General features: G+C 57.4%; 11 protein-coding genes and 1 tRNA gene. 7 read left to right on the forward strand and 5 right to left on the reverse strand.

Annotation, left to right across the window (positions count from 1 at the left end):
* Nucleotides 1–160: 160 nt before the first annotated feature.
* The 4 genes from PCJ49_RS23705 to PCJ49_RS23720 all read right to left on the reverse strand — a co-directional run bounded on the left by PCJ49_RS23705 (nt 161) and on the right by PCJ49_RS23720 (nt 4,181).
* Entirely contained in the window at nt 161–493 is a 333-nt protein-coding gene (locus tag PCJ49_RS23705; protein WP_269913148.1) for a hypothetical protein, read from the reverse strand.
* Nucleotides 494–632: 139 nt separating this feature from the next.
* Nucleotides 633–1,253, reverse strand: a complete 621-nt coding sequence (locus tag PCJ49_RS23710; RefSeq protein WP_269913149.1) for a hypothetical protein — start codon at nt 1,251–1,253, stop codon at nt 633–635.
* A 55-nt stretch (nt 1,254–1,308) separates the two neighbouring features.
* Nucleotides 1,309–3,405, reverse strand: coding sequence for a matrixin family metalloprotease (locus PCJ49_RS23715; protein ID WP_269913150.1), 2,097 nt, complete (start codon nt 3,403–3,405; stop codon nt 1,309–1,311).
* 455 nt (nt 3,406–3,860) lie between these two features.
* Nucleotides 3,861–4,181, reverse strand: coding sequence for a helix-turn-helix domain-containing protein (locus tag PCJ49_RS23720; protein ID WP_269913151.1), 321 nt, complete (start codon nt 4,179–4,181; stop codon nt 3,861–3,863).
* 131 nt (nt 4,182–4,312) lie between these two features.
* Between PCJ49_RS23720 and PCJ49_RS23725 the strand changes: the two genes are divergently transcribed.
* The 3 genes from PCJ49_RS23725 to PCJ49_RS23735 all read left to right on the forward strand — a co-directional run bounded on the left by PCJ49_RS23725 (nt 4,313) and on the right by PCJ49_RS23735 (nt 9,783).
* Entirely contained in the window at nt 4,313–5,071 is a 759-nt protein-coding gene (locus PCJ49_RS23725; protein ID WP_269913152.1) for a hypothetical protein, read from the forward strand.
* A 360-nt stretch (nt 5,072–5,431) separates the two neighbouring features.
* Nucleotides 5,432–7,489, forward strand: a complete 2,058-nt coding sequence (locus PCJ49_RS23730) for an AAA family ATPase (protein WP_269913153.1) — start codon at nt 5,432–5,434, stop codon at nt 7,487–7,489.
* A gap of 632 nt (nt 7,490–8,121) precedes the next feature.
* Nucleotides 8,122–9,783 (forward strand): recombinase family protein, encoded by a 1,662-nt coding sequence (locus tag PCJ49_RS23735; RefSeq protein ID WP_269913179.1) that lies wholly within the window; start codon nt 8,122–8,124, stop codon nt 9,781–9,783.
* On the opposite strand, the gene PCJ49_RS23740 is transcribed toward PCJ49_RS23735, so the two are convergent.
* Nucleotides 9,740–9,816, reverse strand: a tRNA-Met gene (locus PCJ49_RS23740). The two genes, PCJ49_RS23735 and PCJ49_RS23740, sit on opposite strands and share 44 nt — an antisense overlap.
* Before the next feature lie 598 nt (nt 9,817–10,414).
* Here PCJ49_RS23740 and PCJ49_RS23745 point away from each other — a divergent pair.
* From PCJ49_RS23745 to PCJ49_RS23760, 4 genes are all read left to right on the forward strand, one after another.
* On the forward strand, nt 10,415–11,245 hold the full coding sequence (locus PCJ49_RS23745; protein WP_269913154.1) for a hypothetical protein: 831 nt from the start codon (nt 10,415–10,417) through the stop codon (nt 11,243–11,245).
* 162 nt (nt 11,246–11,407) lie between these two features.
* Nucleotides 11,408–11,779 carry a hypothetical protein gene (locus PCJ49_RS23750; RefSeq protein ID WP_269913155.1) on the forward strand — a complete coding sequence of 124 codons (372 nt, stop codon included), beginning with the start codon at nt 11,408–11,410 and terminating at the stop codon, nt 11,777–11,779.
* Nucleotides 11,780–11,889: 110 nt separating this feature from the next.
* The gene (locus tag PCJ49_RS23755) at nt 11,890–12,726 is read left to right on the forward strand and encodes a hypothetical protein (RefSeq protein ID WP_269913156.1); all 837 of its coding nucleotides are present in this window, start codon (nt 11,890–11,892) and stop codon (nt 12,724–12,726) included.
* A gap of 75 nt (nt 12,727–12,801) precedes the next feature.
* A complete protein-coding gene (locus PCJ49_RS23760) occupies nt 12,802–14,241 on the forward strand; it encodes a hypothetical protein (RefSeq protein WP_269913157.1) in 1,440 nt (479 codons plus the stop codon).
* Nucleotides 14,242–14,514: the final 273 nt, after the last annotated feature.

Genomic DNA, 14,514 nt, shown 5'->3' on the forward strand with positions numbered 1-14,514 from the left:
CGACGGAACAAGCGACGCGATCGTCACCATCTCAAGTTCCGTCTGTTGGGGCGTCTGGGGCTTAAGCATAAACACAGTGAATCAAAAACCCCCGCCATAGGCGAGGGCTTTGTCAGCAGTCTGTAATGGGGGCTTTACAGCCCCCATTTGTGTCGTGGGTTCACTGGACGAATACCCAGCCTGAATCAGCCCGCGTGAATTTCATTTCCGTCGTCCCTCCCGCGTTGTTGAGCCAAGGTCCATCAACGCGAAGCGTAACCGTACAGGCGAAGACGGCGCTTCCATTCACCTTGGCACAACTCAGTTTTTTGAATTCACGCAACACGATCTGCTTTCCACCTCCGGCTGATCTGGTCGCCTCATTCGCCTTGTCGAACTGGGTCTGGATCGCATGGCGCATGTCGTCCTCCCCCGGTTCACCGTTGCCGCACCCTGCCATCATCAGCAGCGGCACCAGGGCCAGTGCCCGGGAATATTTTAGGATACTGCTCATTTCATCTCCTTGATTCGCTGTAAAATTGAACCGCCCGCGCACGTTCTCCTGGTCAGATTCACCGTCAGGGCCGTCGGCAAGTTGTAAATACAGGGGGCGAAAGGCCAACCCCGGCTGAAGGGGCTGGGATATGCCTCAATCAGCCGAACGAATGGCCGCACGCCTTGAGGTTCTTCACGAACTCATCGTAGATCGTCTCCACAAGGTCCTCGTGAAGACCGGAAACAAGGGTTTCGCGCCGAGATCCATAAATCAGGTAGATGCAATAGCCATATTGGCGCACGAAGTCCGCATTGGCGATTTGGCTGGCATTTTGGGTGCCGGCAACGAAGGCCCCAGCCGCACCGGAACCATAGTAGACGGCCGATGATGTTCCCTTTGGCGGGGTGGTCAAGCCCCATCCAATAGACCGGACATGGCCAACGTCGAAAACCTTCTTTGCCTTCGGGATGGAGATCCGGTTGGAGTCGATCTCAATTCGGGTAGTTGCGATATGCTTACCTGGCTTAAAGAGCAGCCAAAGAATATAGTATACGCCCACCAAAGACATGATCGTTGAAAGAAAAGCCAGACCAGAATATGGCGATGCTGTCGAGGCTACGACGATCGGCAGAATGATCAGAAAAATCATGGAAAGAAAGATTTTTCCCCTCCTTGGCTGCTTGATGAATACGTCCATGAAAATCCGGTCACCTTCCTTTGTAGTCTTGTAATCATAGGTCGGCTCAATGGCCTGCGGCGTGCGGGCGGAATCGGGCATCTGATGCATCCTTGGGATGGGTTTCTGAGGGCTGGTGGTCGCGGCTGCGCACCGATCAGCCGGAATAGGTCCAGTCCAGACCCAGGTCGCTGGTGGCGAGTAACAGGCGACCTTCGCCCTGGCCGTACATCAGGTAATGGGTCAGGGGATTGACCCCGGCGGCCTTCAGGTCGGCATTGGCGTCCAGGTAGGCGCTCACGTCCAGATAGGCGGACGGGTCGCGGCCCTCGCGCCAGCCATAGTTCATGAAATGGGTCCAGGCATCCATGCCGGCGGCCTTCACGTCGGCGTTCTTGGTCAGGTAGTAGACACTGTCGAAGAGCGGCGTCAGGGAACGGCCTTCGGCCTTGCCGTAAGCGAGGTAATGGTCGTAGCCGCTGCGCAGCCCGCCACTGGCGACGGCCGCCGCCACGTCCGGATTCATGGCCAGATAACCGACTTCGTCATAGAGCGGGTTGGCCCGGGCGTCGACCGCCATGCGGCCTTCGGCCTGCCCCCACTGCTGCCAATGGGCGAAGCCGCTGGACAGCCAGCCCTGGGTGATGGCAGCCGCCACGTCCGGGTTCTTGGCCAGGTAGAAGGTTTCGTCGAACCCGCCGCCCAGCTTCACGTCGGCGTTCAGCCACAGGCCGACCTTGCCGCCGTCATTGAATGCCAGGAATTCCGTACCCAGGTAGGTGTCGGAACCTTCCGGACCCACAACCTTCAGGCTGCCGTCAGCCTGGTGGGCGATGGAGTAGCTGGAGCGCGGGCCGAACAAGCCGGCCACATCGATGCCGGTCCCGCCGTCGACATAGTCGTTGCCGGCCCCCGCGACGACCCGATCGTTGCCGGCGCCCAGGAACAGGCGGTCGTCGCCGGCCCCGCCCCAGATGCTGTCGTTGCCCGCTCCGCCGCTGATCTCGTTGGCCGCCGAATTGCCGTTGATCCGGTCGTCGCCGCTGCCGGCCCGGACGTTCTCGATGGTCCCGACGATGCCGAGGTTGTTTTCGCCGGTATAGAGTTGCGCGGCGTTCTGAGCGCTCTGGTAGATGGTAGCGGTGTTGACCAGCTTCTCGGCGACGGTGACCCGAAGGTTGATGCTCGACAGGCTGTTGGGGGTCAGGTCGATGGACGAACGCATGGTCGAGGCGGAGAGGTTGATCATGTCGCTGCCGCCGGCGTCGTAGATCGTCGTGCGGAAGGCCGTATCCTGGGCCCAGGTGTAGGTGTTGTTGCCGGCGTTGGTCGTGGTGTTGGCGCCGTAGAGGTGCTGGATGGCCAGCACGTCGAGGAGCTTCAGGTTGCTGTCGTCGATCATCAGGGCGGTGCCGTTGGCGGTCCAGCCGTAGGTATTCTTGCCTACGTCGTCATAGGCCATGACGGTCAGCGCCTTGACCTGGTAGTCGGCGGCCAGCGAGATGTCGTTGCCAAACGGATGGGAGAGGCCCAAGGCATGCCCGATCTCGTGTACGACGACATGGGCGATGGCGTTGTACTCGGCCGTCGTCACAGTGCCGTCGGCCTGCATGCGGTTCAGCCAGGTATTGTCGATGCGGACGTCGCCGGCATAGGGGGTGTAGGTGATGGAGGACACCTTGCCGGCGGCGTCCTGGGTGTAGGAGACGGATCCGGGGTAGGCACCCAGGCCGACGGCGGGGGCTTCGGCGGCGGAGAAGGTATCCGTGCCGAAGGACAGGGTCTTGCCGGTGTTCGCGGCCGTCTCGGTGAAAGTGACGTTGGCGACGGCAGCCCATTTCGCCAGCTGCTCGACGACGATCTGCTTCTCGATGGCGTTCATCGGCCGGAAGCCGCTGATGCCGACGAAGCCGCCGACGCCGGCGGCCTGGGCGAAGTTGTAGTTGAGCGCAACGCCCGTGCCGACGCCGACGGTCGAGTTCAGCGCCTCCAGGTAGGTCATGCCCTTGCCGGCCGATGCGTCGAAGTTCCAGCGAGCAGCGCCGGTCGCGAAGTTGCCGGCGCTGTCGGTGTCGCTGCGATAGGCCAGCAGGGCCCGCAGGTCGACGGTGGACAGGTCGTAGGCGGAAACGCCGGGGATCGTCGTGGTCAGGGCGGTCGCGGCCTGGGGTTCATCGTCGGACTTGACCCACCCGGCGCAGCAAGGGCAGCCGACGGCATGGAGTTCCAACGGCACGATGTACGTGTCGGGCATCTTGTCTCCTCGTGATGACAAGCGCACCTATCCCGCCCCGGCTGGCGCCGGGCGGCTGAGAACGCGAGCACGAGGACACGCGCCCCAACGGTTTTCCCGAAAGGGTCTTGTATGCCGAAGGGCCACCCGACAGAGCGGGATAACCTCGTGTTCGCGCAGGCTGCGCACCATCGTCGGGTTCTCAGGCCTTCAGATAGCGGTGCTATTATGCCATGACGGCTTTCGGAGAGGGAACAGATTTTCACATGGGGCAGGTCAAATGGCTAACATCTCAGGGACCGCATGTGCACATAGGGCCCATAATTCAGCACCTCGTTAACCATCTGCAGCGATTCACGACCTGCCGATATAGGGGGCACTCATCGTCCAATTAACGGTGAATAGGATCATGTCAGCGGGCACTACATCAGAACCGCCCACACTACCTCGAGCCGCACATGTGTCGGAGGTAACGATCATCCCTGCTCGATGCGATCGCAGAGTTCTCGAAGCTTCTCTGCGATAGATGCGGGAATCGGCACTTCGCCGTTCTCATATCGGGAAATTTGTCGAAGTCGTTTGCCTAGATCTAAAGCCAGATCTTCCTGCGTACGCCCTAACCGGCGGCGGAGTTCACGGAACTCCTCCTTCGGCATCGCACCATCGACCTTCAAAGACAGTATCTCATGCGCCCTGCGCACACGCGTTTCGACAGCCTCACTAAGTCCTTGTTCTAAAAGGACTTCCTTGAGCAGCTGGCTCGCCTCTGAAATGCCATCCCAGTTCGGCCGCGCCATCTGCTTTTCCCCGTCGAATTCTAGAACGCCGCACCATATCCAAATTTCGCACAATCACAACAGCGAAGCCTTGACAACAATAATGACGCGTCTTATTTATGACGTGTCATCAACGCACCGAGGTTTCCATCATGCTGTTCCACCAACCACCTGTAGCTCTACCAAGACCGGTGACCGACCTCATGGCGCGGACGATCAAGCGCCTCCGCCATCTGCCTGTGCACCCGGATCCCATCGTACCGTCGAAATATCTGCGCCCATATGGGGTCATCATGTCTGCGGTGCGTAGCGACGGGCAGCTCTTGGAGACGGCAGTGAGCGAAGCCCTGAAGGCATCGCCGCGCCTGATCGTCCTTCGCACGCCAGCCATCTACATTCCGGCCGAGGTTGACCAGTTCGTCAACAGTGCAGCGGGCAAGGCCGCAATCCTGCAATCAGATCTGCATTACGAGCACGGTAAAGGCCGCAAGGTCACCCCCGACATCGTCGTTGTGGATCAGGATCGGGAAGCCATCGATATCCTCGAGTTAAAACGCGGTATGGCCAAAACCGACGCTGGAAAGACCCGCCAAACCGAGCGAGACCTGCGTTGTCAGAGGCTCGTGGCAAAGAGCTTCGCCAAGGAGACGCTGAATATCGACGTCACAACGACGACCGCCTGCGTGTGCGCCATTCACGGTTTTTCGGCGGTTTCGCCAGACCTCCAGGTTAGCCTGGGCGAATTGGAGGTACGTTACGGCGTCGATTTGCGGAGCGTCGTCGAACGTACCTACAAGGAGTTCGGTCGCCAGCTGAGCGAATTGCTGTCCGAACAGGCACTTGAAGATGATCTGCCGAATCTGATGGAAAGCTTCGAACTCATCGAGCCTGCTTCCAGCTCCGTATACTGATCGTCTCCAGTTTCATCTCATCCTATCGTGAACCCTTACTCGAGTTCTGCATCACATCGCTGGCCGCCGTGATCGTCCTGAAAACCCAGAAAAGGAAAGGATTTGATCCCCCTGAGCGCCGCCTTGCGTCACATTCAGGAACTCGGTCGCCTGCACCCACTGTTGTGCACGCCTTCTGGTCCGTGACCTTCACCCTCACGGCCCCCTTCTCCGCATAGAGCAATCTTCGTCGCCCCTGGAAGCCGGCCACCGCCTTCCCCGTGCCCGCATTATCAGGCGTGCGCCCCTATGCCCATCCACATCGCCTGCCGACCATTCATCGGCAGGAACACCCCCCCTTTGCCTGTTAAGAGGCCAAACATGACCCATACTGCTGACAAGGCCCCGACCACCCTGGCCGTGGCCGCCAAACAATACAACGCCCGCGTTGCCGCTTCCCTCGAAATTGAGCAGGCCCCACGACCGTCCCCGACAGTCACGACCGGCGACTGCGCCGCCGCGTGGGCGCTGTTGGATCGCGGCCTGGCCGCATCCCCGCAGATCGCGGACGCCCTTGACAAGGGCGGCTGCCTCATCATTGTTGAGGTGCCCGGACTGGACTGGGTTCGCCCTGTCCGCGAAACGCTGAAGCTCTACCTTTCCGGCCCCACGGAAATGGATGACGCGCAGTTCACCGCAATGCTGGAGACCTTGGCTCTTGCTGATGACGAGGAAACGCCGCTACCGGAAGTACCCGAGTGCCTCTCGCCCCCGGAGTGGGTATGGTTCAGCGGTTCGGACGAGAAGGATAAGCACTGGGCTCCGCACGACATTGATTCTATGACCACGGCGTTGGGCAATGGCAAGGGCGTCATCGTGCTGACCGCTCGGCTGGATAGCATGCCGGCATCCGTCAGACATGCTGCGGATCACCATCTGACACTTCCGACGCTGGACGGCGCTGCAATGACGGTGGCCGCACACGTGCTGACGGGTCACCATCCCTCCATCACCATCAATGATCGCCTCTGCGGCTACCTAAACCCCGATATCCTCCGCATGTCACGGCGGCCGGGCGAAGATGGCGATAACTGGCTTCAGCGTCTCCGGTCTTTTGCAAACCGCGCATCGCACGCCACCCCGTATGACGGCCCCAAGTTGGTCGATCTTCATGGAATGGATGACGCGAAGGCGTGGGGCCTTAACCTCGTCCAAGATATTAAGGAGTACCTGGCCGGACGCTTGCCCTGGCAGGAAGTTGACAGGGGGTGCCTGTTGGCTGGCCCCACCGGCACTGGCAAGACGTCGTTCGCGCGTATCTTGGCGGGGACAGCCGGGCTGCCGCTGGTGACCGGATCGCATAGCGAATGGCAGGCGGCCGGGCACCTTGGTCTGATGCTGGCGGCAATGCGCCGGACGTTTGAACAGGCACGGGCGCAGGCCCCCTGCATCCTGTTCATTGATGAGATTGACGCCTTCCAGGACCGGCGATTCCTGCGGAGCAATCAGAGGGATTATAGTATTCAGGTCGTCAATGCCCTTCTTGAGGCGACCGACGGAACCCTTGCCAGGGAAGGGGTTGTACTGCTGGCGGCGGCCAACAGCTTGTCGATCGATCCGGCCCTGGTCCGGCCTGGGCGGCTCGATCGGGTGATCATGGTGTCCCTGCCTGACGATCAAGCATTAGCCGGAATCCTGCGCCAGCACCTTGGTCCCGATCATCTCCCCGGTGTTGACCTCCTTCCCTATGTGGCGGGCATGGTCGCATCCGGCGCTGAAGCCGAGCTTTGGGCTCGTGACGCCAAGCGTGAGACCCGTCGCGCCGGGCGACCGATGACCCCTGACGACCTGCTGGCTCATATCCCTCGTCCTGAAACCGTTTCCCCCGATCTGCATTTCAGGGTCGCGGTGCATGAGGCTGGTCATGCAATCGCCGCCGCCATCGAGCGGCCGGGTAAGATCCAGATCGTCAAGGTTCAGGGCGAACATGCCGGCGTTCGGTTCGAACTGGGCCAGTTCGACACCGAGGCCGATGCCCATGCCCATATCCGCATCCTGCTGGCGGGTCGCGCGGCGGAAGAGGTCCGCCTGGGAGCCCCAGGTTTCGGGTCCGGCGGTCCCGCGCACAGCGATCTTGCGCGCGCCACCACCCTGGCAGCCGCCATGTTGGCGGGCCATGGGTTCGGTGACCGACTGCTTTGGCTGGGCAACGCCGTCCCCGAGAATACCCACTCGTTCTTGTCTGCTCACCCCTCCTTGGCGCAACAGGTCGGTCGCATGCTGGCCGAGGAATATGAACGGGTATTGGCGCTTCTTCGACCGCGCCTGCCGGTCATCGACAAGGTGGCCTCCATCCTGGTCGAATTTGGAAGTCTGACGGGTCCGGAGTTGGAAGAACTTATCGCGGCCATGCCCATCAGCACCGAATTGGCCCCCTGATGCGTGGTTATCGTGGGGGCCCATTCACCCCAGTGGGGCGATATCTGCGCCATGCCGATAATGATGGTAAAGGGGTGGTGCATATGGGCCGGTAGCCGGCTACCGACAAGTGATAACATTCGAATAGAGGTTCCGGGCCCCCCGACGAGCCCCTATTCAATAGGTGCGCCATAGATGGTTGGATATCGGCACCGCGCCAAGACCCAATCCAACATGTGCAAGACGCACACATGGATTGCGATCCTTCGGCGTCAGATAAAGGGTGGGCTGTATCAGAAGGCTGGAGCAAATGGCCTGGGGAGAGGGCGCATTGTGCGCCCTATGATCAAGGTGCAACGATGTCCAAGCCCCCATCCCCAACCGACAGACACCTCACCAAGCGGGCTTCACGGCTCGTCCTGGAAGCCTGCAACGACAATGGCGACCAGACCGTCAACATCGAAGCCACTTTATCGCAGCTGGCGCGCCAGTTGGGCCAGTTGCTGGCGCGTCAGCATTTCCAAGCGCTTGCAGCCAACACGGCCATCAAGCCGGATACCCTGCTCCCTTGACAAACTGTCAGCAGCGTCACCCGCCCCACCATTGACATCGCCCGACCAAACAGGTTGGATTTCGTATCCTGGAGTGCCTGCATGCGTGCCGCCATCTACGCCAGATATTCGTCCGACCAACAAAGCGCGTCCTCCATCGAGGACCAGATCAGGATTTGTCGGGAGCGGGCGCTTCGGCAGGGCTGGAAAGTCGCCGGCTGCTACAAGGACGCAGCGACTTCCGGTGCGTCCATGGTGGGACGGGCCGGCATTCAGGCGCTGCTTCGCGACGCCCAGTCCGGCGCGATCGACATCGTGCTGGCCGAGGCCCTGGACAGACTGTCCCGCGACCAGGCCGACATCGCGATCCTTCACCGTCAGCTCACCTTCCTCGGCATCAAGATCGTCACGCTGGCTGACGACGAAATCAACGAAATGCACATCGGCCTGAAGGGGACGATGAACGCCTTGTTCCTCAAGGACCTTGCCGCAAAGACCCACCGCGGCCTGCGTGGCCGTGTCGAGAAGGGTAAAGCGGGCGGCGGGCTTTGCTATGGCTATGACGTGATCCGGCAGTTCGACGCCCATGGCGAACCCATCAGGGGAGATCGCCGGATCAACGATGCCGAGGCCAGCGTCGTGCGGCGCATCTTCCGGGAATTCGCCGACGGTGTCAGCCCACGCAGTATTGCCGGCAAACTGAATGCGGAGGGTGTTCCTGGGCCAGCAGGAAACATCTGGGGCGACACAACCATCAGAGGCCATGTCGTCCGGGGCACCGGTATCCTCAATAACGAGCTTTATATCGGGATGCTGGTCTGGAACAAGCTCTGCTACCGTAAAGACCCGTCTACCGGCAAGCGTGTGCCCAAGCTCAACCCCGAAAGCGAGTGGATCCGCACCGGTGTGCCAGAATTGCGGATCATCGACGATGAATTGTGGCTTGCCGTGCGCCGGCGCCAGGAGGCGTTGTCCATCAAGCATGAGACCAGCATCGCCGCCACCCGGGAGGCCCATGCCAACCGGCTGACCAGCACCCGCCGGCCCGACACCTTGCTGTCCGGCCTGCTGCAATGCGGATGCTGCGGTTACAGGTACAATGTCGTCTTCCGCGGCCGCTATGGCTGCGCCAATCATTACCGGCGCGGCGCCTGCGGCAATGGCCATACGATCAAGCGGCTGGAGATCGAGGCGCGCGTCCTGGACGGACTGCGGCACAAGCTGGTGACCCCCGAAAGGGTGACCGAGGCCCTTGAAGGCTACATGGAGGAGGCCGACCGGCAGAACCGGGATCTGCGCGGACGCCAGGAGCAGGAACGCCAGGCCCTGATCGCCGTGGAGCGGCGCGTCGCCGCCATCCTCACGGCCATCGAGGAGAACCCCAGGCAGAAATCCCTGATCGCCCGGCTGGAGGAGTTGGAGTGCCAAGAGGCCGAGCTGCGGGCCAAACTAGCCGCCATGCCCATCATCCCCGCCCTGGACCTGCCGACCGATATCGCCGACCAGTACCAGGCGATGATCGCTCGGCTGGAGGAGAACCTGACCGACCCCGATCAGTGCGCCGCGGCGATGGGAACGATCCGGTCCCTGATCACGGGCGTGGTGCTGGAACCCGGCACCCGCCCTGGCGAGGTACGTGCCCTTCTGCGAGGTGCATTATCAGGGCTTATAAAAGCGACAACCGGCAGAGAATTACCTCTGCCGGTTGTCATACCATCGGTGGATGCGGGGACAGGATTTGAACCTGTGACCTTCAGGTTATGAGCCTGACGAGCTACCGGGCTGCTCCACCCCGCGTCAGCTTGATTTACCTAGCTTTTTACCAACTCTCACCAACTCCATCAAGACAAGTGCCCTAGATTCTGCCCTAGAGTTTTGCCCTAATTCCTCAATCTGGCACCAAAGTGCCCTAACGAGGAGCCAGCATGTAGCACGCCGCCCCATCGAAAGCGACGCAAAATTCAGCGAGTGGCCATTGATACATAAAAAAACCATCGTCACTCATCCCTGCGCAAGGAAAGGGCTTTCGTAAGGGGATTGATGGAAGCAGAAAATATAGGGCCGAAATCACCTGTATAGGAACCGTGCAGGATAGCTCGCCATACATAAAGCAATCCCTGCGCCTTTCATGGGATGCCTTTAATCGCTTGGCGACGCACAGTACAGGTTTTGCAGGTGCCCGCAAGTCGGGAGGCGACAATGCCATCTAAGCTCATCCGCCCCGCCCATGCGGCAGAAGCCAATGAGCTCCAAATAGGGCAAGTCATAATGCTGCTTGCCACACCTAAGGCTATCCGACGCCTGATTATCGGCTTGATGGGAAGTGACTTAGCGGTTCCAGCAGTGTATAAAAAATTCCAACACTCTGCAATATTGTACACTTGGATGGATCATCGTGGACATCGGCTTTGTTGATCTCGACATACTGCTCACACGAATTCGCCACGCGCCATCAAAGGAATATTTCCTAGATTCCATAAAATCGTATAAGGCTGGCGCACTGCGATCTTCACTGACCTCCGCTTGGGTTGCACTTGTTTATGACTTGATCGCTAAGTATCGCGAACTAAGCGCTCTTGGTGATGCTGCTGCTACTAGCTTTATTCACTCTTGGGACACTGCCACGGCTGCAAATGACATACCCAAACTGCTTAGTCTCGAAGCTTCCATCATTGACGATGCGACGAAGAACACGCAGTTGGTAAATCGCATTGCCGGAACACATCTTCTACGTCTACGCGAGGATAGGCACCTCTGCGCTCATCCTGCTTTTTCAGCCGAGGCGGAGTTATTCAAGCCATCACCAGAATTGGTGAGGCTCCACCTCGTCAATGTTGTCGATCTCGTTCTGTCGCAAGAACCCCTTCAGGGCAAAGCAATCTCTGACCAGTTTGATGCGGATGTGCAGTCGCCCGGCTTTCCGACCGCTCACGCCCGTGTTCTTGATTATGTTGAGCAACGATACCTTAACCGCATCCGTGCGCATAACATCCGGAATTTTGGAACAGTATTAGCGAAGTCCCTTTTAAAGGGTGTGCCACCGCAATGGGAAATATGGCACGATAAAATTGTTTCATCTTTAGTGGCTGTGCGCGATCGCTCTCCATCGGCATGGCCAGATGTTTTGTCAGCAATAATTAGAGTGATTGATAATATTGAACCCGACAACCGACTGCGTGTTATTGCTTTCCTCTCTGCTTTTCCAGATTTTTGGACATTACTATAGCCTGCAACTCAGACAGCTATCCAAGAAACAGCCAACAATATTGATCCCACCTCACTGCAGAACTATCGTGTAGTAGGAGGTTTGAACCTACCGCAGCTTCGCTCAGCTCTACCTAGAGTCGTGGAAGGACTCTCTGCGGCACAATTAAAAGAGGCAGTAAAAATGCAGCCCATCGCAGAATTTTGGCCACGCGCCGTCGAAATCTACCAAGGCTCCGGTAGTTTTCGAGGATCAGAAGCAAATTTCCGTGACTTAGTGATGCCATTTGTAGGCCACTTAAGCAGCTCACAGTATGATCAGCTTCTCGATGCGATAATTGCGAATGGACAAAATCTGAGTGCTGCCGAGACTGGCAACTTGTTGCTTAATATTCTGCGCAACACAGCGGCGTCCAATCGACCTACACACGATGCAAGGAACCGTTTCTATAATCGCCTTCGAAGAGTATATAGTCGGGAAAATTATGCAGAAGTCTTCGATCTTTTCCAAGAAGATGGTTGGAAAACACCTCCAACGCAAGGTGATGATGAATAATATAGAAATATCTGCGCTCTTTGGAAAATCTCTAGAGCGTCATGGAGCACTGCATTGCGATCATTTTCTCTAACGAGACATCCTCTCTGCGACACATATTGGAGTGTAAAATGCAGGAGATAAAATCAATCATAGTTGGGAACGATGTCTACAGCTCCGCCCAGTTCAAGCGTTTCTCAAAGACGCGACAAATGGAGTTGATGATTGAATGGTTCGGGCAACGCTACGAGGACCCCGTGCATCGCCTTCCCTATAATTCGAGGGAGGGTGGCTACCAGTGGATCAACGGGGGCCCATACTCAGCAGCGGAAGTGCTGGGAGATCAATTTGGAAACATAGCAAAGACATCAGCCATTGAGGCGGCGGTCGCGGAGATCGAAACTGAAGGCTATGAGTGGAGCCCTATGCCTGACTTGGAAGATGATGGCATATACTCATTAGATGAGCCGTTTCCTGATTTATCGAAATTTGATTACGATGACGATGAAGAGCAAACGTCCATGCGCGACGATGTCACCCAATTACGCCAAGAAATGCTTGGAAAATTAGATAGGCTTGAAACCCTCATCCTAGCCGGGTTACCAGCGAGCAGCGGTGGGATCGGCCATAACAATCCCCCAGAAAAAATCGATGAGGCGCCTGCTAGCGCGGTAGATTTAGTGCGAAGCCTAGAGGCTATACGAATACTTCGCACTCAATCTAGTACAGATAATCCAGATGTTACTCAAGTGGCAGCCAGTATTTCTGAAATCCGTAAAGTCACTATCACAGTAGGCCATTGGCTGAAGGAGCGTGCTAATTCGGCGGTGGATACGGTAATTGGGTCGATAGTGCCTGCCGGACTTGGCGCCACACTTGTCGCCTATGGCAAACAACTTTGGACGGCACTTGAAAGCGCCTCCACTTCAGCGCTTGAATGGTTGAGCGCAATAACATCGATGCTTTGATGCTCCGCTCAGCGGCGACCTGCTGCGCTGGTTAGATCATATCATCGCTTCATTGAGATTAAGGGTCAAACCGCAATGCATTCTAAAAGTATTGAAGAGAAGTTTAAAGGACTCTGGTATCGTTTTATTAATAGCAGGCAGTCAGGTGATTTAACACCCGAGCTTTTGGAAAAATGGGCTGGCGAATGTGGGCTCACTAATCAAGTCGCCACATTTCAAGATGTCGGTGTTTTTAATAAGACTTCGTCTATTGTTCTGACAGTCGATGGCGGAAAGGCCTGCTTCCCCTTGGTTCCTGCTTCTGGCGATGAAAGCTGGAAAGCCCGTCGAAAAGCCCATGACGAGCAAGCGGCTCTTTGGAACAAAGTTGAATGGTTCGCGCCGCTTTGGGTGCCTGTGGGCAAAATTAATGCATTGCTCTCATCAGTGAAAAACGTCTCAAAAGAACGGGCAATTGATCTTTTTAACTATCACACTTCAACGCTCTACACTGTGCCATTCCAAGCCGTGTGCATTGAGCAAATCATGCCGTTTGCACGCAGCCTAAGGGAAATAGTGCCGTTGGCACGCGAAGCATATTTGGGTGCCTACAGTGGGTATTGGGCGGTTAGCGTTGGTGTACTCATCCCAGCGATCGAAGGAAGCCTGACGCGGATGGTATCAGGAATCAGTATACATAGTACAATAGAACAAAAAATCGATTATGCGATTAATCGTGCGATTATAACAGCAGCCCGTATACACTTCGATCACATGTGGATTCCGCGTGAATATTTGACATGCGATTATCTCTTTGGCGAGGATGAGCGTGTTTTTGTATTTGAGACCTTTCGACGCTGGCTAAAGAGTCAATTTTTCTGCAGTACTGAAAACTACCAAGGCATTACTTGGCTCAACCGGCACATGTTTGCTCACGGAAGCGTATCTACATGGCAGGAGCCCGCAAATTTCGCGCGGATGATCGTTGCTCTGACAACGCTCGCGGCGATTGAATCTTGGTACGACGAATCCCATCATGTGGGGCTGTGGCTTCCCGCGATGAATGAAGCGAGCACGCTTCTCTGGCAGCAGGCACTTTTACGTGCCGACAACCAAATGAAGTTAAAAATCGCAGAGCAGCAGCTTTACCATCAGCATGGTCGACTAGTTCCAGAGATGCCGACTGATGACGGGGTTCTGCTCCGCAAGGCGCATTTAACGCAGCAATGCATGAACGATCTCGTTAGGCCGTTGCGTGATGCGGGTTGGAATATCAGAGTAAATGAGACGGATGATAAGGCGCTCTATATGACGGTCGAGGCTTCTGATGGGAGGCGGCGACTCAAAATTGCCCTCCTATACAGTTGTGCCACTGACAATGACCTTTACCGCGAACTTGCGGAAGCATGCGAGTTCATCCTTTATCTAGGCGCACCTTATCATCAAGATCAGTATGCCCATGGCGTATCGGTCCATGTGGGACCGGTGCTCGGGTGGCAACCGCCCAAAACCTCTGGTGAGGATAATCCGGGATAGGTTTGCATTGTTGACCTCCATAACAGGTTCCCTCTGTCGTCATTAATGGCGACGGTAGACGGATGAAAGCGGCCCATGTCGGGCTGGCAAGGCGGCTTGCTTCCGCGCCTGTGGCTTGTGCAGCATCACCCCGTGAACGGCGCTGGGGCGGCCTGTGCCATCCCAACCATCTTGGCCGCTGAATCCTCCGCACCATCGCGCAATGACGCGCGGGGAACCAAGGAGGAACATCATGACGCTTACGGAATTCGCCCTCATCCTCAACGCATCGGC

It is taken from the genome of Niveispirillum sp. BGYR6 (genome assembly GCF_027568365.1).
GTDB lineage: Bacteria > Pseudomonadota > Alphaproteobacteria > Azospirillales > Azospirillaceae > Niveispirillum.

Coding starts and splice junctions, on each gene's coding strand:
- PCJ49_RS23705 (WP_269913148.1), bottom strand. CDS start 493: ATGAGCAGTATCCTAAAATATTCCCGGGCACTGGCCCTGGTGCCGCTG.
- PCJ49_RS23710 (WP_269913149.1), bottom strand. CDS start 1,253: ATGCCCGATTCCGCCCGCACGCCGCAGGCCATTGAGCCGACCTATGAT.
- PCJ49_RS23715 (WP_269913150.1), bottom strand. CDS start 3,405: ATGCCCGACACGTACATCGTGCCGTTGGAACTCCATGCCGTCGGCTGC.
- PCJ49_RS23720 (WP_269913151.1), bottom strand. CDS start 4,181: ATGGCGCGGCCGAACTGGGATGGCATTTCAGAGGCGAGCCAGCTGCTC.
- PCJ49_RS23725 (WP_269913152.1), top strand. CDS start 4,313: ATGCTGTTCCACCAACCACCTGTAGCTCTACCAAGACCGGTGACCGAC.
- PCJ49_RS23730 (WP_269913153.1), top strand. CDS start 5,432: ATGACCCATACTGCTGACAAGGCCCCGACCACCCTGGCCGTGGCCGCC.
- PCJ49_RS23735 (WP_269913179.1), top strand. CDS start 8,122: ATGCGTGCCGCCATCTACGCCAGATATTCGTCCGACCAACAAAGCGCG.
- PCJ49_RS23750 (WP_269913155.1), top strand. CDS start 11,408: ATGCAGCCCATCGCAGAATTTTGGCCACGCGCCGTCGAAATCTACCAA.
- PCJ49_RS23755 (WP_269913156.1), top strand. CDS start 11,890: ATGCAGGAGATAAAATCAATCATAGTTGGGAACGATGTCTACAGCTCC.
- PCJ49_RS23760 (WP_269913157.1), top strand. CDS start 12,802: ATGCATTCTAAAAGTATTGAAGAGAAGTTTAAAGGACTCTGGTATCGT.